Raw genomic sequence first — 19,366 nt, forward strand, 5'->3', positions numbered from 1 at the left:
ACGGGGTTGACTATATCTTTATAACATCACCATCCTGGAGTCCCTGAAACCCAAAAGTGATAACCTGCTCACCTGGATGTAATCCCTGCACCTGCGCAAGGTTATCCGCTACTCCTGTAACAGAAATAATACGTTTCCGGGCGATTATCACAGAACCCTTTTGTTCGGCTACATAAACCACTTTCTCACCATTCACCTCTTGCACTACATTAATCGGAACGGTCAACGCATTTTCCTCCCGATGAAAAACTACTTTTACAATGGCTGTCATATTCGGCCGGAGATCACGTGATGTCGGAAGCTTTGCTTCGATAGTGAATGTCCTGGAAAGTGGGTCGATAGAGCGTGAAGTGAATGTAACCCTAGCACGCATAGTCGTTGTAAGATCGGGAAGAAGCACCTGAACGGAGTCACCCTTTGCAATTGTGTTTATATAAGCCTCAGAAATTTTCGCTACCAGCTTCAGTTTGTCCATGTTGACAATTCTCACAGCAGGCATCCCCGGAGCAATGTTTTCGCCAACCTTTACCATTACCTGATCCACCACACCGGCTATTGGCGCTTTGATGTATGTCATCTCATTTTGCTCCTGCACTGAGTGCAACTGCTTCTCGAATGATTCTTTATTCGTTTTTGCCTGTAAATACTGAACTTCTGTACCTATTTTTTTCTCCCAAAGATTTTTCTGACGATCGTAAACCGTTTCTGCAAGCCGAAGTTGCGTTTCTATCAACTCCATGTTTCGCAGGATCAGAGAATTATCAACCCGGGCCAATATCTGGCCCTGCTTCACCGACTGTCCTTCTGAAACAGAAACAGAACTCAAGATTCCCATCGAGCGGGCACTAACCAGGATATTGTTTTCAGCTTCTACAACACCTTGGGTCTTAACATAATATTCAAACAAACCTGGTGAAACAGCTGAAACGCTTACATTTTTTGTTTTGAAGAATGATGTATCACGGTTCTGGCCGACCAGTTCCTGTTCCAGATCATGAATCTCCTTTGATAATTGGGCGTGCCGTTCTTTTAACTCCGCCAATCGTGTTGATTTGTCTTCCTGAGTTGCAGACGAGCAGCCAGCTATCACGACCCATAGACAGTATACGGTGAATCGACTTTCCATTTCTTTAAAGACATTATAGTTTCTATTGCACAAACACATCAACCACGCGGTGCGACAAAAGAAGGGCACACACGTTGCAACAGAAACTTAAGGCGCTTTGGAAGAAAGGAAGACGTAAAAAACATTGCAGAGAAAACGACTGATAGCTGGAGCTATGTCAAGCGGACATAGCAAGAACCAGGTAGAAGCGAGGATGTGTTCTCCAGCAGAACCTGAAATAGAAACGGATTTAAAGCTGGGTGTTTGCGTATTTTCACTTCCGGATGTAATTCTGAAGGAAGATACCTCGTGGGCAGAGTACTCGGAAATAGTTTCTTTGTCCCCGTCATACTGTGAATGCAAACCAGTTTCAAGGCTTCCGAGGACCAGGTAAGCCAAAAAAATCACTTGAAGTAGTGACCCACCAATCGTACGCTTTAGTCCATTCGGAAAACTCATCAACACAAAAGTATAGAAGAAATCAGCCAAAACCAGAAGATCGGTTCAATTAAATATTCAGGACTCGTGAATCCGGATATTTCTAAATATTTCCCAGAACCGAATGTGTTTAGTAGAAGATAAACTCTATCCGCGACACCTGTGTGGGGTCACTTTCATTCAGGAAACAACTGCTCGTTGAAATCAGCTTCCACCCTTGCTTGCCGTTATCCACTTATTGATTTTTTGTTCCAGTAAATCAAGCGGTAAGCTTCCCGCATCAAGCAATTGATTGTGAAATTGTTTGATATCAAATTTCGAACCCAGTTCCTGCTCGGCCTTCGCGCGCAATTCCAAAATCTTCAATTGGCCCATCTTGTAGCTTAACGCCTGCCCGGGGTTGGCCATGTATCGTTCAATTTCAGAGATGATATTTGATTCAGGAGCAGCTTCGTTCTCCTTTGAGTATTGGATGGCCTGCTCGCGGGTCCATCCCTGCGAATGCAATCCGGCATCAACCACCAACCGAATGGCCCGGTGCATCTCACCCTGCAACATCCCGAAGTATGAGTACGGATCGGTGAACAAACCAAGTTCTTTACCAAGACTCTCCGCATATAATGCCCAACCTTCGGTGTACGCACCATAGTTGATGAATCGCCTGAACTCCGGTAAAGCCGTGTTCTCCACTTTCAAAGCAATCTGGTAATGGTGACCCGGAATTGCCTCATGCAAAAACAAATCTTCCATGCCCATATAGCTGTACTTCTCAGGTCCATCCTGTATGGGGAAATAGAAAATTCCCGGCCGGCTTCCATCCACAGTACCTACATTATAATTGGCGGCTGTGGTTTTTTCACGCCAGGCTTCAACCCTGCGTACCTCAAAGGCCATTTTGGGTTTCATATCAAAAAGCTTTTCAAGGTTGGGCTTCATCTGTTCATGGATGGCGTTGTAGCGGGCAATAATTTCTTCAGCCGTTTTAAATGGCCGCAATTCTTTTTTAACACGTAAGTGATCGAAGAATTCCTGCAGCGAGCCTTTAAAGCCAACCTGCTGCTTAACTTTTTCCATCTCCGCGCGCAGACGCGCTACCTCACGCTTTCCAAGTTCAAAGATTTCATCAGGGCTTTTGTTGGTAGTTGTACTCCGTTTCACCAGGTAAGTGTACCATTCCTTCCCGTCAGGCAGGGCATCAATGCCCGAACTTTCGCGGCAAGCCGGTACATATTCCTTTTCAACAAACTCGCCCAGCTTTTTATACATGGGAATAATCTTTGTTTCAATTATTTCAGTGTAGGCTTTGGTTAAACGTTCCTTGTCTTCAGTACTGAAGTCTTCAGGCATCGCTTTTATTGGTGAGAAAAAGTGATGCTCACTTGCCGGGCCTTTGGCAAAGGAAGCCAACTGCGGGATTACTTTCAGCGCGAGTGGTTTAGGAATCGTATAGCCTTGTGCAATGCCTTTGCGCATGTTAACAATGGCTGTATCGCACCATACCAAAAAACCCTCCAGTCGTGAAAGCCAGTTCTCATAATCCTGCACCGTTTTAAACGGCTGATTGCCCTTGCCGCTGGCCAGCAGGCCTACCTGCAGATTGGCGCCACGAATCTGACTTATCGGCATGAGGTAATCTTTAAACTTCGCTCCCTCTATATTAATATCACATTCGTATTGCAGAATATCATAACTCAACTGGTCATTTTCATTCAGGTTGGTCCGATCGATACCGGCTAACTGCGATTTATACTTTTGATAGAACGCCTGCACTTTGTTGCGGTACTCCTGGCTGATGTCATTCGGAAAAATATGGTTGTACCGGTTGTCGCCAATGCTGGTAGCCAGCAACGGAAAGAGTTGAAGTTTTTCTTCATGAAAACTTTTAAACAGAGAATCAGGACTTAGTGATGCCTGCTCATCTTTGGATGACGGGCCACAGGCATAGAATACTATAGAAACAAGCAGAAGGTAGAGGCTACTTTTCATGGCTTTGGAATTTATTCAGTAATGGTATCTAACCCCGTGGTATTTGGCAACAAAAAATTTGTTGAGCGGTAAGCCGTGCTCAATTTTGCGGTTTTGCGGAGAGAAAGATCGCCCCGGGAAGCATCATCATATGACGAAGTATTTATTAAGTTTACGCAATAAATATAGCTGTTATGAAAAAATTATGGCTACATCTTATTCTTATTGGTTCGGTTGCTTTAGCCCATGCCCAATCGTTTGAAGGCATTATTACCTGGACCAGCAAATCCGACATCAAATTATCGGATGAGCAGGTACAACAAATGAAAGCTGCAAAGAAGCAACTGGAAGCCCAGATGAACAACCCGGAATTTAAAAAGCAGATGAAAGCAAACCCTGCGCTTAAAGAGATGATGGAGAAGCAACTGAAGAACATCGACAACATGCAGGGAGGCGGGGCAATTAATTTTCTGCCCGAAAAAATGATTACCAAGGTGAAAGGAAAAAATACCCGCAGCGAAATGGGCACTACGGTGTTTATTTACCGGGGCGACCAGGATAAAACCTGGTCGGTGGATACGGAAACAAAAACATACTCCGAAATAAAGTCAACCCCCGTGGAAACGGCTAACTCAAAACTATCGGTAACAAAAACGACTGAGACTGCCACAATAAACGGGTACAACTGCACCAAGTACCTGATGAACGCGGAAGGATCGGGCATGCCGCCTCAATGGATATGGGTAACAAAGGATATTAAAGATATTGACCCTGCCCTGTTTAAAAGGAGTGGAAACGAGAACCTATTTGTTAAGGAAATTGACGGTATTCCGGTAAAAATTGAAATGAACACCCCGCAGGGAAAAATTACCATGGAGATGACCGAACTGAAGCGGGTTAAACTGCCCGACAGTGATTTTCAGATTCCGGCAGGGTATTCGAAAAAATAAGGCATCTAATACTTCCGCCCTTTTTCCTTTACCAGCAACGATCCGGTTAGCGTTGAAAAGCCGCCCACCAACCCACCTGTAACAGCAGTAATTACCATCAGCAAGGTTTTGCTCTGTACAATCAGCAAGTAGGCTACCTTTTCGGTAAGCGGAGCGGACGCATTAAGATCAATCAGCCAGGCGTGAACAAACCACAACAAGGCGATGGCAACAAAACCCGCTGTAAAATTGGCTTTTGATTTTCCGAAATACCCGCCCATAAAACCGGCCAGCGCAATGCTCCACCAGGGCAGAAATAACGAAAAGAGCCAGCCCAATATAACAACATACAGTACCTGTATAATGAACTTCATATCATTTCGGTTTTAAGGTGGTGGTAAATAAAAAGCCTGCCGGTTGCTTGTTCTGTTTCAGAAACATCAGGTTAAAATAGTTTCCATCGGCCCAACGCCCCAGCATGGAGTTGTAGTGTGCACTTCCTGGGTTACCCGATTGCCCGCCAGGGTAGGTTGCAAACGCTTTCGGGCCGTTTGGTTCCACGCTCACAATCATGCGCCACGAGGGCCCATGCCTGCGCGAAGAGGCGTTTACTGCATCGCCATGGCCGCCATGCTGTACATGATAACTGAAGGGCTCTGTTCGGGTAAGGTGTTCAACATAGGTATCTTTATAGTCGGCCCAGCGAGGTGGCGTGCCTTTGTCTTTCTTCCAACTCTCCACCTCCGTTACACTTTTTTTGAAAGCCTGCCGAACCAGGTGCGTAAGCGTTTCTTTTTCGGGTGTTGATTGATCATCAAAAAAAACAAAATCAGGTTTGGTTTTTATCAGGTGGATAGTATTCCAGGCCGTAGGGTAAGCCAACGACAAGGAATCGCTCCGTAGTTCATCCCATATGGAAGCATACAACGTACGCCACCAGTTTTCAAAATAAGCAGGGGCTTCGGCTTCCTTCTTATAAGAGTAATCCCAGTTCTTCAGCAAACGCAGCGCTTCACTTTCTTCGTTTGTTAAAATGGCCTCATCCACATACCCCATCAAAACAGGCAGCAACTCTTCGGCTTTTATGCTGTAGGTGTCCAGTTGCAGATTCATCATATCGGTTATTGTAATATTGTTGGACTGCCTCAGCAGGTTGTTGATTCTGCGGTTACGGTAGGCCTCATAGCTTACCGCGTTAATATAGTATGGATACGTGGCATCGGCCGGGTATTGATTGGCTGAACTTACAAAGCCCCGTTCAGGATTCTTATCCATCACATTGTGAGCAAACGGAATGTAGGCTTGTGGCCCTTGAGATGACCGGCTGCCATCCAGCACAAACTTGCCTTCGTATTTTTTACGGGCCGGAAATTTTCCCTGGATGCGCATGGCAATGTCTCCGGTTACCGAAGCGAATACAAAGTTTTGTGCAGGGGATGAATAATGATCAAGCGCACGCATATAATCGGCATGATTTTTTGCCCGATTGAGTTTGTAGAATGTCAGCAATTCTTCCGACTCATCGTGGGCGATCCAGCGGAAAGCATAGTGCTTTCGGTTATTCTCTGCCCTGAAGTTCTCATCGAACGGAACAGGACCCCAATGGGTATAGGTTACGGTGTCATAAAAAGGATCACTGCCCCGAATATTAATTTTCTCAATTACTTTTCGGGTATCCTTCCATCCTCCATCAAGTTTATATTTTTCTTTCTGATTGTTCTCAAACGTAATGCGGTACCAGTCCACCAGGTCGCGCTGGGCATTGGTTACACCCCACGCAATGGAATCGTTAAACCCGATGATTACTCCGGGCGCACCCGGCAGCGAAACACCCATGCAGTTGATGCCCGGTGCCTGCAACTGGATGGCGTACCAGATAGACGGCAACGTAATAGTCAGGTGCGGATCGTTGCACAATATCGGATAGCCCGATTTGGTTTTACTGCCGCTTACCGCCCAGTTGTTGCTGCCGAGGGTTGGAGCGGGTGTAACCAGTCCTGAAATTTTGATCAGTTCATCCGGTAATGCCTGAATGGTATCGCTGAGTGGTACCGGTTCAAAATTCCACTTACCGGGTTTCTCTACAATAGGGTCGCCCATGGGTTCAAGGTCAGGATAAAGCACCTCCACCATTTCTTTGCCAAACAATTTCAGCGCGTTGGTCATCTGCATGTCTTTATCACCCATGTTCAGGGTTTGGGCCATGCTTCGAAGCAGCAGGGCTGATTTAAGCATGGTCCAGGGTTCAGGTTTGTAACCGAGCAGTTTGTACTCCAGCGGCAGCTTTTTATCCGACAAAGAATTGATGTATGCATTTATTCCTTCCGCGTAACGGCTTACAACCATTTTAGCCAGCGGGTCGCTTTCCATTTTGCGCAAAGCATTTTCGGCCGCATACACCATGCCGAGCCTGCGTTGCTGGCGATCGTAATTCAACGCGGCATCATCTTTACTTTTTCCTACAATTTCAGAAAGCCTGCCGGCAGCCGCATGCGTTTGAAATTCCATCTGCCACAAGCGGTGAAAGGCGGTAATGTACCCTTGCGCATAGTAAAGGTCCTCATCGCTTTGCGCGATGATATGCGGGATCATGATACTATCGAAAACAATGGTTACCGGTTGCTTCAGGCCCGGCAGGTTAAGCGATTCGGGCAGTTGGTAACCCCGTGACTCAATGTTTTGCCAGAACCCATGTGAAGGGGCAAGGAATTTACCAAGAGGGGGAATGGGTATAGTACCTGCTGTCCACCGTTTATCCAGCGCCCATACCAGCAGCAGGGTTATTGCAAGGCTAATCAGAAACTTGATTTTCATGTTGACCGGTTGATTAATCAGCCAACTTAAAAAAATTTAGTCAGGAGTTTATCATCGATGAACCTGGTGTCGGAAATAAATGACCAGCGGCATTAATCCGGCACCCGGTAAACCATGGCATTAATATTAACGCCTGCGCCCAGCGCAGCAAACAGGATGTAGCTTCCTTTCCGGATTTCGTACCCGTTCAGTTGCTTTTTGGAAATCAAATCATAAAGCGTAGGCACCGTGGCTACTGAACTGTTGCCAAGCCAGGAGATGGTCATGGGCATTATTTTTTCGGGTGCAATGGGCAATCCGTTTTTTTCAAAGGCACGTTTCAAAATGGCTTCATCCATTTTGTTATTGGCCTGGTGTATTAGCACCAATGAAATATCGGTTAAATCAATCCCTGCCTTTTCAATGCACTCCTTAATAACAGACGGAACCGCAGTAAGGGCGTGTTCATACAGGGTTCTTCCCTGCATTTTCAGGAATAACTCATCAGGTGGCAATGCCGGGTTGTACGAGCGATCCATTTTCAATACAAAAGTCTTGTCACCGGCATTGGTGTTGGTTTTGTGTGCCAGTATGCCAACAGGTGCTTCACTTTCATATGCCTCCAGGATCATTGCTCCGGCACCATCGGCATAGATCATGCAATCGCGATCGTGCGGATCGTAAATCCGCGAAAGCGTTTCAGCGCCCACTACCAGAATTCGTTTTGCCGTACCGGAGCGAATAAAGAAATCGGCCTGGATAACACCCTGCAACCAGCCCGCACAACCAAACGGAAGGTCATAACAAATTGTGTTGGGATTACGGATGCCCAATTTTGCTTTTACGCGTGAAGCCAGTGCCGGTACAAACTCACTTCTGCGGGTATCCGCACGGATGTCGCCAAAGTTGTGGGCAACAATAATGTAGTCGAGCACCTCGCCATCCAGATCTCCGGATCGCAATGCTTCCTGTGCAGCAAATGCCCCGATATCCGATGCCACCAACTCATCGGTAACATACCTGCGTTCATAAATTCCGGTGATGTCGCTGAATTTGCGGATAATCTCTTCATTCTCCGTCAAGAGTGGCTTACCATCACTTCCGTAAAAACTGTGGCTTACAAAGTGCGCGTTAGGAACACGTTGTGTTGGAATGTAACTGCCGCTTGAACGGATGACTGAAAAAAAGGTTGAACTCATTGTAGTTGATAACCCGGCTCAATAATAAAAATTAATCCGCGTTATTATTTCATTTAACAAAATGTTGTTAAAAAAACGTACAACTGTTCGTTACGAAATGCAGGCTAAAACAGGCGAATATGTGTTACGATTGTTTGCTTTGCAGAAAAGCTGACAACCTCTTCCGTGTTGTTGCCTGAACTTTTTTCCGGAAGAAAGGAGCCCATCCGAGCAGGATGCCGGTCAGCCCAAATGCCATTCTGCTCCAGCGATAAAAATCAAATGTATCCGTATGGTTGCTGATCTTACCGTCTTTAAACTGAAAATGTGCATCAATAATGTTGTGCACTTTTCTTCCGGTGAGTGAAAACGTGTAATGAGCTTCCCACCGGCAGGAACCGGTAGTTTCATTTGCGCGAATGTTACTAACCTCCAGTTTCCAATCGGCCGGGTTTTTCTTCAGCGCTTCAACAAGCATAGCCCACATTGCTCCGGCTTCTTTTCCTCTTAGATGCGGAAAAGCAGGATCAGAAAAACGAATATCATCATGGTAGCAGGCCTGCATACCTTCGGCATCAAGATTGTTGAAACTGGTGTAGAAATTACAGATGAGTTGTTCGTTTGAATTCATAACTATTTCAGCAAGTTAAAGTGCTTTTACTATATACCAGCCCATCACTGCACAGGTTACCAGTTTAAGCAAGGTACTGAAGACAAAACCGATAAATGAACCAACCGCGGCCCGCAAAGCTTGTTCGGATTGGTTGCTGGCCAGTAATTCGCCAACAAATGCGCCAACAAACGGCCCTGCAATGATACCCACCGGCCCGAACCACAATCCGGCAATCAGGCCGATGGCACAACCCCACACACCGTATTTGGTGCCGCCAAATTTTTTCGTTCCATACAACGGCACTATATAATCAAGCACCTGAACGATACCTACCACCACTAACCATATAATTAAAAATCTTAGCGTAAAAGCAGGCTCTTCGCGCAACTGCAGCACCAGCATGCCGGCATAGCTCAATGGCGGGCCGGGCAACAACGGCAATACACTGCCCACCAGGCCGGCCAGCATTAGGCAACATGCCAGTACTGTCCACAGTAAATCCATGCGTAACGAACTTACGAAAATTGCCGGTAATATGACTCAAGTCATAGCGCTTAACTGTAGTGCGCTTTAGTTTTATCGCATAACAAGTAAAAACCATGGATACAACAATAGACTTTGAAACCCAGCGCGTTTCGGATATCGCCCTGCAGCATCCTTCGGCTGTAGCTGTTTTCAATAAGTATAATATTGACTTTTGCTGCGGAGGAAAGTTGTCGCTGAAGGAGGCTTGTGAAAAGAGCGGCATCGCAGTGGACACCTTGTTAAATGAGCTATTCCGCACCGATGCAACCAGAATGCCCGGCACCATCCGGTTTGATACCTGGGACATCTCCTTGCTGACTGATTTTATTGTGCAGCATCATCATCAATATGTAAAACGTAGCATCCCGCAACTGAACGAACTGCTTACTAAAGTATGCAACGTGCATGGCGACCGGCATGCCTACCTGTTTACACTTAAACAAACGTTCAACGACCTTGCCGATGAGTTGCTTCACCACATGCACAAGGAGGAATTCATTCTGTTTCCGGAAGTAAAACGGATTTTTTCAGAGAATACGAAACCTGTTTTTAATGTGCATGCGCCCATCGCAGTAATGGAAGATGAACACGAACTTGCCGGAAATCTGATCAAAACCATACGGCAACTCACCAACAACTACACCCCACCGGCTGACGCGTGTCCGACTTTTAAAGTTACCTATAAGCGCCTGCAGGAATTTGACCAGGACCTTATGCAGCATATCCACCTGGAAAACAATGTGCTTTTTGAAAAAGTAAAAACCAGAACGGCTACCATTTTTTAAACTTTATGCAACTAAACCAACAGATTTTAAGCGACATCATCATCTACATGAAGTATGCCCGGTACCTGCCCGAACTAAACCGCAGGGAAAGCTGGGACGAAATCTGCGACCGGTACCAGGCCATGATGGTGGAAAAATACCCGGCCCTGCAGGCCGGGATTGTTGAAACCATGAAATGGGTGCGCGAGAAAAAAGTGTTGCCCTCCATGCGCGCCATGCAGTTTGCCGGCCCGGCCATTGCACGCAATAACTCGCGCATCTACAACTGCGCCTACCTGCCGGTAGATGACATCCGCGCATTTTCCGAAACCATGTTTTTACTTTTGGGCGGAACGGGCGTTGGGTACTCTGTACAATACCATCACGTTGAAAAACTTCCGCCCATTCAAAAACCGGAGAAGAAAAGAAGATTCCTGGTAGGCGACAGCCTGGAAGGCTGGGCCGATGCCGTTAAAGTTTTGTTGAAGGGGTACTTCGGCATGAGCGAGTACATCCCCGATTTCGATTACTCCGACATCCGCCCGAAAGGCGCACGCCTGGTAACTGCAGGAGGCAAAGCACCCGGGCCGGAGCCATTAAAAATATGTATTGCGCACGTGCAGGCCCTGCTCGACCGCAAAACAAACGGTGAAAAACTCACCCCACTGGAGTGCCACGATTTGATGTGCCACCTGGCCAATGCCGTGCTGGCCGGAGGTATCCGCAGGTCGGCCATGATTTCGCTGTTCTCCTGTGGCGATGAAGAAATGCTAACCTGCAAGTATGGCAACTGGTGGGAACTGAACGAGCAGCGCGGGCGTGCCAACAACTCGGTAGTATTGCAGCGCGATACGATTACACGTGAAGAATTTTTTGATTTGTGGAAGAAAATTGAACTCTCCGGTTCAGGCGAGCCCGGGTTTTATTTTACCAATGATTTGGACTGGGGCACTAATCCATGTTGTGAGATTGCCCTTCGTCCATTCCAGTTCTGCAACTTATGTGAGATTAACGTATCGGATGTGGAAACCCAGGAGGAACTCAATGCCCGTGCGCGCGCAGCCTCCTACCTCGGCACCCTGCAGGCAGGCTTCACCAATTTTCATTACTTGCGCGAAGTGTGGAAAACCACCACCGAGCAGGATGCGCTGATTGGCGTGGGCATGACGGGCATTGCAAGCGGCAACGTGCAGAAGCTTGACCTGATTGAAGCCGCTGAAGAAGTGAAAAAGGTAAACCTCAAAGTTTCGGCTGACATCGGGATACAGTTTGCCGCACGCACCACAACCATCAAACCATCAGGCACCTCATCGCTGGTGTTGGGCACCTCATCGGGCATTCACGCCTGGCATAACGACTATTACATCAGAAGAATACGCATTGGCAAGAACGAAGCGCTGTACACGTACCTGAGCATAGCCCACCCCGAATTACTGGAAGATGACCTGCTGAACAGCAAACAGGCCATCATCTGCATTCCGCAAAAAGCTCCTGAAGGAAGCATCCTGCGCACCGAAGATGTAATGGACTTACTGGAACGGATTAAAAAATTTAACGAAAACTGGGTACGCAGGGGATTCCGCAGGGGCAGCAACGCCAACAACGTCTCGGCTACCGTATCCATTGCCGAGGGTGACTGGCAACGGGTTGGTGAGTGGATGTGGAAGAACAAAGCATCGTATAACGGATTGAGTGTGCTCCCGTTCGATACCGGCAACTACAAACAGGCCCCGTTTGAAGATATTACACGCGAAACATTTGAGACCCTTGAACAACACCTCAGGGCTCTTGATTTGAAAAATGTGTACGAGGCCGATGACGAAACCGACCATAAGGCCGAAGCGGCCTGTGCAGGCGGAGCGTGCCAGGTTGTTTAGTTGATAGTTGTTGGCAGCCGGTTATTGGTTGTGGATCTCTTTTCGAATAACCAATGAAAAATGCCTAATTTTCTCCAGAAAAAGAGAAAGTTGATACCCGTAAAACTTCTGGAGGAGTACAAGGCGCGGCTCGTTAAGGTACGTAAGGACCAGGTGTTGTTTGAAGAAGGCAACCCGGCTGCCGACTATTTCCAGGTGGAAGAAGGCCAGGTGCGCATGTACATTCTCAACCACGAAGGCCAGGAGTTTACGCAGGGCATTTTCCATGCAGGCGAAAGCTTTGGCGAGCCTCCCCTGCTGGGCAATTTTGCCTACCCGGCAACGGCCATTGCCCTTACACCCGGCAAGGTGTGGCGGCTACCTAAAGCTGACTTCCTTCAACTGCTTAAAAATAATTTTGAACTGCACCTGAAACTGGACCATGTACTGTGCAACCGGCTACAGTATAAGTCAATGATCCTGACCGAAATTTCCTCGCACACGCCCGAACACCGCCTTACCACAATATTAAACTACCTGAAATCGAAACTCACACCCGAAGGCGATGGCCAGCCGATTATTATCCCGTACACCCGCCAGCAACTGGCCGACATGACCAGCTTGCGCGTGGAAACGGTAATACGGACGATCAAAAAGATGGAGGGCAAGGGAAAGATTAAACTACAGGGGCATAAGATTTTGTTTTGATGCGGTAGCCCGCAGCAGAATACTTCTATCAAGTACACAAAAAAAATATCCGCCAGATTTAAATGCATTTTGGGTTTTTCATGCTTAAAATTGACTTGTCGCCATGTATGATATACCTTTAATAGTAGAAGCACAAGTGTTAGCGCCAATACGCGGACAAAAAAAATAAATGACACGTCCGCAGACAGCAACTGACTAACGTTTTCCGACCCGTTAACGCAGACAATAATTCGACTTCTGACAAATGACTATTTAAAAGTTCGGTGTACGCGGACACGCGGGTGGGTTTCAGACTTCTATACAATTGACAACGGACTCTTAACAAAAATACAGTGCCGCGCGCGACACGCGCGAAACCGCCCCCCACCGTAGACAACAACAGAATCGCGCGAAGCGCGAATTTTTTTTCGGTTTGGTGAAGGAAAATTTGAAAAATCGACCTTAAAAAATTTTTTGGACATTTTAACCGACACAGACTGACCAATTCCGACAACGTTTTGTTAAAGTGGAGCCAGACGCGTCCAAAAATAGCTTTCGGTGGACTTCTTATCAGAAGTCCAAATTAAAATAACGGTGGACGCGTACTGGCGCTAACACCAGGTTTATGCCAGCTGCGGGCGACAGGTTGAAATGTAGTTTGGTTTTATTAATTTCGTTTTCAACACGTGGGACATATTCGGCTTCGAAAACCGCAGCCGTCATAAACCCAAAACGTTGTAGGCAAGGCGCAAAAAAAATTTGACTAACGAAAAATGATCCAGAGAATTTATATTGACACATCAGTTGTAGGTGGATTTTTTGATGATGAATTCAAAGAACCGACTCAACGACTTTTTAAGAGACTTGAGGACAATGAAGTTAAATTCATAATATCTGACCTATTGGAATTAGAACTAATTCAGGCCCCAAAACACGTTAATGAGTTACTGTTAAACTATCCAACCGACAGATTTGAAAGAATTGAATTGACTGAAGAAATTATGAATCTGGCCGACAGGTACATTATTGAGAAAGTTGTTGGGCGGACAAGTCTGGAAGATTGCCGACATATTGCCCTGGCGACAGTAAATCGAGTAGATGTACTAGCTAGCTGGAACTTTAAACACATTGTTAACCTTGATAGAATAAAAGGGTATAATTCAGTAAATTTGAGACTGGGTTACCCGACAATTGAGATAAGGACACCACAAGAATTAGTGAGATATGGAGACTAAAGAGAAAATAAAGACATTTGATGCAGTGAAAATGATGCGGGACATTCGCGACAAGATTAGTGAAGAAACCCAAAACATGACTTTAGAGCAATTGAAAAAGTACATCGCGGACAGATTAAAAAATTCCAACTTAAAAACAGTGGGACGATAGCGCCCTGCCTACAACACCAGGTTTATGCCAGCTGCGGGTGACAGGTTGAAATGTAGTTTGGTTTTACTAATTTCGTTTACCCACGTGGGACAAAGACGGCTTCGAAAACCGCAGCCGTCATAAACCCAAAACGTTGTGGCGCATACATTTATAACTCTCGGACTTCAAACACATGGACGACAAACTGAATATACTCTCAAACATCAAAGCAATAGGCTGGACGACCTTGACTATTTTTGGCACTGTGACTCTTTGGGTGGTATTTCAAATTATAGGCACAATAATATTTGACAATTCCATCGACAATTTTACTGCTGGACAAGAAGAGTATAATGATGTCGCAACAAATATGAGAGACGCAGCAATTCAAATGCGAGTAATTCTTTTTATTGCGGGTGGACTTACTCTTCTCACATCTATTGGCTCCTTGGGACTCCTCAGACTTAAGAACTGGGGACTGATTTTGTATCAATCATCGACAATAGCGGTAATACTTGTTTTTATCGGTGGACTAGGATACTATGTCTACGATGTACAGACTAAAATGGACGAGCGTTATGACCGAGCCCTAGAATTTGGAATGTCAACTAACTTCGTAGCGGCCCAAAACTATACGACAATTTCTTACGGGACTTTTTTATTGTTGTTTTCGTGGATGTTGACCCGAGCGAATATTTTCCTAAGTAAGAAGGACAGCAGAATAGAGTTCCGATGAAATGTACGCGCCACAACACAATGCTTGTGCCAGGCGGGGGTTCGGTGTCCTCATAACTATCGTTATCTTTATGCAGTGTCGGCACGGGGACACGTTACAACTGGTCGGCCTTAGCATTTCGCTTCGCTGCATTGCTAAGGCCTCCTAAACCCCGCCCGTCACAAGCACCAACGTTGGGCGCAAGCCGCGGACTCCAAATAACGTGACGACTAATTTTTGAGAGTCGGTTTCAAATCACGGGCGACTTGAATGCAAAAAATAAATTCGAGACTACATCTCCAACGAGCGACTTGGACCTTTTTCAAAATTCACTTTCAACACGGGGACTAATTTTCAGCTCGGCCGACAATTGGTGTAATATTTAATCGGTTTCCGTGGAGAGTTTTCAGCACGTGGACTTAATTTCGGTTACGCGGACAGTAACGGTGGAATTCGCCCAAGCTCAAATTTATGGTGCGCTGACCTTTCCGTCTGACCTTAATTAGCAACTATAACAAAGTAACGGTTGACTAAAAAACATTTCACAACCGACAACGACTGACCAAATAAATAACGGTCGACTGAACGGCCAGCGCCCAACAATGTGTTTGCGTCAGGCGGGGGTTCGGTGTCCTCATAAAGTGTCGTTTTCATTATTTACATTTGGCACGTGGGACAGGGCGCAACTGGTCGGTCTTGGCATTCCGCTTCGCTGCATTGCCAAGCCCTCCTATTCCCCGCCCGACCGCAAACACCAGCGTTAGCGCCAATACGCGGACAAAAATAAATGACACGTCCGCAGACAACGACTGACTAACCTTTTCCGACCCGTTCACGCAGACAATAACTCGACTTCTGACAAATGACAATTATGTAGTTCGGTGTACGCGGACACGCGGGAGAGTTTCGGGCTTCTTTACAATTGACAACGGACATTTTAACAAAATTCAGTCCCGCGCGACACGCGCGAAACCAGCCCCCCACCGTAGACTAGAGAATCGCGCGAAGCGCGAATTTTTTTTCGGTTTGGTGAAGGAAATTTTGAAAAATCGACCTTAAAAAAATTTTTTAGACATTTTAACCGACACAGACTGGCCAACACGACAACGTTTTGTAAAAAGTGGAGCCAGACGCGTCCAAAAATTAGTTTTCGGTGGACTTCTTATCAGAAGTCCAAAATGAAGTAACGGTGGACGCGTACTGGCGCTAACACCAGGTTTATGCCAGCTGCGGGTGGCAGGTTGAAATTTAGTTTGGTTTTACTAACTTCGTTTTCAACACGTGGGACGAATTTGGCTTCGAAAACCGCAGCCGTCATAAACCCAAAACGTTGCCGCCAATACGCGAAAAATCTACGCAGACAACGTTTGACTAACTGACAAAGACTCATCTCCGCGGACAATAAATTAGCTCTTGACAAAGACTTTTATAAAATCCAGTGTACGCGGATACGCGGACAAAATTTCGGACTTTAAAACAAAGGGCTTTTGACAAAAGACTTATAACTCAAATTCACCTACGCGGACACGCGGAAAAGTTTTAGACTAATTGAATATTTGACAACGGACTTTAAATAAATGCCCTTGTCGCGCGCGACACGCGCGAAAGCAGCCCCCCCCTACCGTAGACAAGAAAATCGCGCGAAGCGCGAATTTTTTTGCGGTTTGGTGAAGGAAATTTTGAAAAATTGACCTTAAATAAATTTTTTTGGACATTTTCTTGTGAACCAGACAACGTTTTGTAAAAGTGGAGCCAGACGCGTCCAAAAAATAGTTTTTGGTGGACTTCTTAACAGAAGTCCAAAACAAGGTTAACGGTGGACGCGTACTGGCGGCAACACCAGGTTTATGCCAGCTGCGGGCGACCGGTGGAAATGTAGTTTGGTTTTACTAACTTCGTTTTCAACACGTGGGACAAATTCGGCTTCGAAAACCGCAGCCGTCATAAACCCAAAACGTTGGCGCCAAGCCGGTGACCTGCAAAAAACGACAGGTAAACTGACCAAAATTTATTAACTTGTGACAAACATTTAAGCTTATGTCGACAGTAGAATTGAGAAAGCGGTTAATTGACAAAATTCAAAAGACCCAAGACGGAAGAATCCTCGAAGAAGCATATAGACTTCTGGAAATTGAAACAGACGACATTGAAGTCTATAAATTAAATGACGACCAAAAAAATGCAATTAGTGAAGCCAGACAGCAGATTAAAAACGGACAATTTTTGACTGAAGAACAAGCTAATAAAGAGATTGACGAATGGTTAAACAAATAATTTGGTCTCAAAGAGCTCAGAACGACAGAAAGCAAATTTTAGAATACTGGAGAAATAGAAATAAATCAAATACTTACAGTAAAAAATTGGACAAGAGATTTAGAGAAGCACTCAATATTATTCGGGACTACCCACAAATAGGCAAACAGACTGACGACCAAAAAGCCAGAATCAAAATAGTAAAGGACTACTTCCTAATATACGAAGAGACCGCTGACGCAATAATTCTCCTTACAATTTGGGACAGCAGACAAGACCCAGAAAAATTAGAAAAGATTTTAAAGTGACCGGCCAGGCGCCAACACCAGGTTTGTTTAATGGCGGGCGACACAGTCGCCCGTAGTGTAAACAAGTTTATGTATATTCGTGTAGGCGGACAAATCCGTTGGATTTATCCGCCACTAAACAAACCCAAAACGTTGCCGGCAAGCCATTTCGGACAGAGACTCGTCACACATTAACGGTTGACAGAAATGAAATTCGAGCTAATTCCAATAATTGACACAATGTTGGACTTGTATGCAAAACCTCGTTCAAAGGAGAGGTTTCAAGAATACATTTCAATGCTTCGGGACGGGAAAAATGGAGATTTGACTTTGCCCATTGTTGGTTTCAACCCAATGGCAAAAGAACACATTCTGCAGAAACTGATGGAATTAAAAGAACTGAAGGCGGAACAGGTTATTCAAGATACACTTAAAAGTATCAACATAATATTGAAAGAAGGGCAAGACCAAAGGACATTCAAAGTGGTTTTAAATTTGGCGGACGACTTGAAAGGTGGATGGACAAATTCCTACACTACTGATTATGACAGTAAGTTTAAAATCAATGCACTTGTTACCAGAGCCTTTTGTACCCCATTCTTTTGGACAAGTGAAAGTTACTCGGAACAACTGATTAGGAGAAGGACTCTTGAATATGCTTTCAGAACAATCTATTGGCTGACAAATCCAAAACCAAAAACTCTTAAAGACCATATTGAGCAAGAAATGTACGTGGCTAAAATGAGTAAAATAGATTCTGACAATCTTGACTCAAATGAATTTGAGCTACTGGACAACTTCTTTTCAAAATATCAAGAGTCGGAGGACTATGGAATTGTTTTCAATTTTCTATACGGGGACAATGCCTCAAAGTCATTAGAATTTTCTACGCATGGAGTAACTGGAAAGGCAAACGGATTTGACTATGCAAAAGTCATCCATTCGCGGAGAATTTAGTTTAAACCGACTAGACTTCTGTACGCGGACAATTTGGAAACAAGGGCTAACGATTCAAGTTGCAGTGGTAGAAATGGCCAGCCGGCAACAAAATGTTTATGCAATGCGGGGGTTTGGTGTTAAATTAAAGTTTATGTTTCAAAATGTAGTTTGGTCACGGGGGACAGTTTGGAGCAGGTCGGGCTTAACATTCCGCTGCGCTCCATTTTTAAGTCCTCCTATTCCCCGCACTGCATAAACACAAGTGTTGGCGGTAATTGCAAGACAAACAAAATTATTATGAGAAACATTTTACTTTTGACATTATTGACATTATTTGCTTGCGGAAATGATGAACTAATGAATGAAGTCACATTTTCGGGACTGGTTATTGAAACTGATACAAACGACAAAAAACAATTGCAAGGAATAAAGATTGATTTACTCGTTCCGGTTTCCATAGGTATTGACAGTATTCTCCAATCGACAACTACAGATTCAGAAGGAAAATATTTGTTTCAAGTAGACAATTTGAATAACAGATTCGAGTTATATAAAATTGATATTTCAGACGCTTATTATAAAAGATGTATTGAGCTTTTAGACCCTGATATGACATCCTCAGGGCATAGGACAATCAAAAGAAATTCAGTCAATATTTGGAATTTAAATGCTTGCGTGACTGGTAAGGTCGAAACAATTGTATCCAAGCAGTCAACGCTGACAAAGGACACAATCAGTATCGTTGTGAGTACAAAGTATCCAAACGGAACTTATTTTACGGATTCAAACCCAATTTCAGTGACTCACAATAAACAATGGACAAATGTTTACTTTTACAATGTTGTAAGGTCAGTAAGATACACAATTGAATTAAAGAAAGAGAACGGGGACATAATTTCGTGGACAGAAGAGAAGGAACTAATACCAAAGGAGACAATTACGTTTGATATTGAG

Annotated in this window: 17 protein-coding genes; 10 read left to right on the forward strand and 7 right to left on the reverse strand. The window is 45.1% G+C overall.

The window, feature by feature from the left end; all coding sequences use genetic code 11:
• Positions 1–10: 10 nt before the first annotated feature.
• Together HRU69_15300 and HRU69_15305 are read right to left on the reverse strand one after the other, a co-directional pair.
• Entirely contained in the window at positions 11–1,042 is a 1,032-nt protein-coding gene (locus tag HRU69_15300; GenBank protein QOI98764.1) for an efflux RND transporter periplasmic adaptor subunit, read from the reverse strand.
• 705 nt (positions 1,043–1,747) lie between these two features.
• A complete protein-coding gene (locus HRU69_15305) occupies positions 1,748–3,529 on the reverse strand; it encodes a DUF885 domain-containing protein (GenBank protein QOI98765.1) in 1,782 nt (593 codons plus the stop codon).
• A gap of 173 nt (positions 3,530–3,702) precedes the next feature.
• Here HRU69_15305 and HRU69_15310 point away from each other — a divergent pair, with 173 nt between their 5' ends.
• Positions 3,703–4,458: a DUF4412 domain-containing protein gene (locus HRU69_15310; protein QOI98766.1), complete on the forward strand. Its 756-nt coding sequence runs from the start codon at positions 3,703–3,705 to the stop codon at positions 4,456–4,458.
• Between the two features lie 5 nt (positions 4,459–4,463).
• On the opposite strand, the gene HRU69_15315 is transcribed toward HRU69_15310, so the two are convergent.
• The 5 genes from HRU69_15315 to HRU69_15335 all read right to left on the reverse strand — a co-directional run bounded on the left by HRU69_15315 (position 4,464) and on the right by HRU69_15335 (position 9,525).
• A complete protein-coding gene (locus HRU69_15315) occupies positions 4,464–4,811 on the reverse strand; it encodes a hypothetical protein (protein ID QOI98767.1) in 348 nt (115 codons plus the stop codon).
• A 1-nt stretch (position 4,812) separates the two neighbouring features.
• Positions 4,813–7,251: a penicillin acylase family protein gene (locus tag HRU69_15320; GenBank protein ID QOI98768.1), complete on the reverse strand. Its 2,439-nt coding sequence runs from the start codon at positions 7,249–7,251 to the stop codon at positions 4,813–4,815.
• Between the two features lie 92 nt (positions 7,252–7,343).
• On the reverse strand, positions 7,344–8,429 hold the full coding sequence (locus HRU69_15325) for a ketoacyl-ACP synthase III (protein QOI98769.1): 1,086 nt from the start codon (positions 8,427–8,429) through the stop codon (positions 7,344–7,346).
• A gap of 124 nt (positions 8,430–8,553) precedes the next feature.
• Positions 8,554–9,039 (reverse strand): nuclear transport factor 2 family protein, encoded by a 486-nt coding sequence (locus HRU69_15330; GenBank protein QOI98770.1) that lies wholly within the window; start codon positions 9,037–9,039, stop codon positions 8,554–8,556.
• A gap of 15 nt (positions 9,040–9,054) precedes the next feature.
• Positions 9,055–9,525 (reverse strand): DUF456 domain-containing protein, encoded by a 471-nt coding sequence (locus HRU69_15335; protein ID QOI98771.1) that lies wholly within the window; start codon positions 9,523–9,525, stop codon positions 9,055–9,057.
• Between the two features lie 95 nt (positions 9,526–9,620).
• On the opposite strand from HRU69_15335, the gene ric reads away from it, so the two are divergent.
• The 9 genes from ric to HRU69_15380 form a co-directional block, all read left to right on the forward strand.
• The gene (ric, locus tag HRU69_15340; GenBank protein QOI98772.1) at positions 9,621–10,331 is read left to right on the forward strand and encodes an iron-sulfur cluster repair di-iron protein; all 711 of its coding nucleotides are present in this window, start codon (positions 9,621–9,623) and stop codon (positions 10,329–10,331) included.
• Between the two features lie 5 nt (positions 10,332–10,336).
• On the forward strand, positions 10,337–12,187 hold the full coding sequence (locus HRU69_15345; protein QOI98773.1) for a hypothetical protein: 1,851 nt from the start codon (positions 10,337–10,339) through the stop codon (positions 12,185–12,187).
• A gap of 60 nt (positions 12,188–12,247) precedes the next feature.
• The gene (locus tag HRU69_15350; GenBank protein ID QOI98774.1) at positions 12,248–12,874 is read left to right on the forward strand and encodes a Crp/Fnr family transcriptional regulator; all 627 of its coding nucleotides are present in this window, start codon (positions 12,248–12,250) and stop codon (positions 12,872–12,874) included.
• A 752-nt stretch (positions 12,875–13,626) separates the two neighbouring features.
• On the forward strand, positions 13,627–14,088 hold the full coding sequence (locus tag HRU69_15355; GenBank protein QOI98775.1) for a PIN domain protein: 462 nt from the start codon (positions 13,627–13,629) through the stop codon (positions 14,086–14,088).
• 323 nt (positions 14,089–14,411) lie between these two features.
• Positions 14,412–14,954 carry a hypothetical protein gene (locus tag HRU69_15360; protein QOI98776.1) on the forward strand — a complete coding sequence of 181 codons (543 nt, stop codon included), beginning with the start codon at positions 14,412–14,414 and terminating at the stop codon, positions 14,952–14,954.
• A 2,016-nt stretch (positions 14,955–16,970) separates the two neighbouring features.
• Positions 16,971–17,207, forward strand: coding sequence for a hypothetical protein (locus HRU69_15365; protein ID QOI98777.1), 237 nt, complete (start codon positions 16,971–16,973; stop codon positions 17,205–17,207).
• Positions 17,192–17,494, forward strand: coding sequence for a type II toxin-antitoxin system RelE/ParE family toxin (locus HRU69_15370; GenBank protein ID QOI98778.1), 303 nt, complete (start codon positions 17,192–17,194; stop codon positions 17,492–17,494). Before HRU69_15365 ends, HRU69_15370 begins: the two co-directional genes overlap by 16 nt.
• Before the next feature lie 186 nt (positions 17,495–17,680).
• The gene (locus HRU69_15375; GenBank protein ID QOI98779.1) at positions 17,681–18,430 is read left to right on the forward strand and encodes a hypothetical protein; all 750 of its coding nucleotides are present in this window, start codon (positions 17,681–17,683) and stop codon (positions 18,428–18,430) included.
• Positions 18,431–18,709: 279 nt separating this feature from the next.
• Positions 18,710–19,366: hypothetical protein (locus tag HRU69_15380; protein ID QOI98780.1), on the forward strand; the 657-nt coding region annotated here is incomplete at its 3' end.

Source organism: Flammeovirgaceae bacterium (assembly GCA_015180985.1).
GTDB lineage: Bacteria > Bacteroidota > Bacteroidia > Cytophagales > Cyclobacteriaceae > UBA2336.

Coding starts and splice junctions, on each gene's coding strand:
- ric (QOI98772.1), top strand. CDS start 9,621: ATGGATACAACAATAGACTTTGAAACCCAGCGCGTTTCGGATATCGCC.
- HRU69_15370 (QOI98778.1), top strand. CDS start 17,192: ATGGTTAAACAAATAATTTGGTCTCAAAGAGCTCAGAACGACAGAAAG.
- HRU69_15315 (QOI98767.1), bottom strand. CDS start 4,811: ATGAAGTTCATTATACAGGTACTGTATGTTGTTATATTGGGCTGGCTC.
- HRU69_15310 (QOI98766.1), top strand. CDS start 3,703: ATGAAAAAATTATGGCTACATCTTATTCTTATTGGTTCGGTTGCTTTA.
- HRU69_15350 (QOI98774.1), top strand. CDS start 12,248: ATGCCTAATTTTCTCCAGAAAAAGAGAAAGTTGATACCCGTAAAACTT.
- HRU69_15325 (QOI98769.1), bottom strand. CDS start 8,429: ATGAGTTCAACCTTTTTTTCAGTCATCCGTTCAAGCGGCAGTTACATT.
- HRU69_15330 (QOI98770.1), bottom strand. CDS start 9,039: ATGAATTCAAACGAACAACTCATCTGTAATTTCTACACCAGTTTCAAC.
- HRU69_15320 (QOI98768.1), bottom strand. CDS start 7,251: ATGAAAATCAAGTTTCTGATTAGCCTTGCAATAACCCTGCTGCTGGTA.
- HRU69_15375 (QOI98779.1), top strand. CDS start 17,681: ATGAAATTCGAGCTAATTCCAATAATTGACACAATGTTGGACTTGTAT.
- HRU69_15305 (QOI98765.1), bottom strand. CDS start 3,529: ATGAAAAGTAGCCTCTACCTTCTGCTTGTTTCTATAGTATTCTATGCC.
- HRU69_15355 (QOI98775.1), top strand. CDS start 13,627: ATGATCCAGAGAATTTATATTGACACATCAGTTGTAGGTGGATTTTTT.
- HRU69_15360 (QOI98776.1), top strand. CDS start 14,412: ATGGACGACAAACTGAATATACTCTCAAACATCAAAGCAATAGGCTGG.
- HRU69_15345 (QOI98773.1), top strand. CDS start 10,337: ATGCAACTAAACCAACAGATTTTAAGCGACATCATCATCTACATGAAG.
- HRU69_15365 (QOI98777.1), top strand. CDS start 16,971: ATGTCGACAGTAGAATTGAGAAAGCGGTTAATTGACAAAATTCAAAAG.
- HRU69_15335 (QOI98771.1), bottom strand. CDS start 9,525: ATGGATTTACTGTGGACAGTACTGGCATGTTGCCTAATGCTGGCCGGC.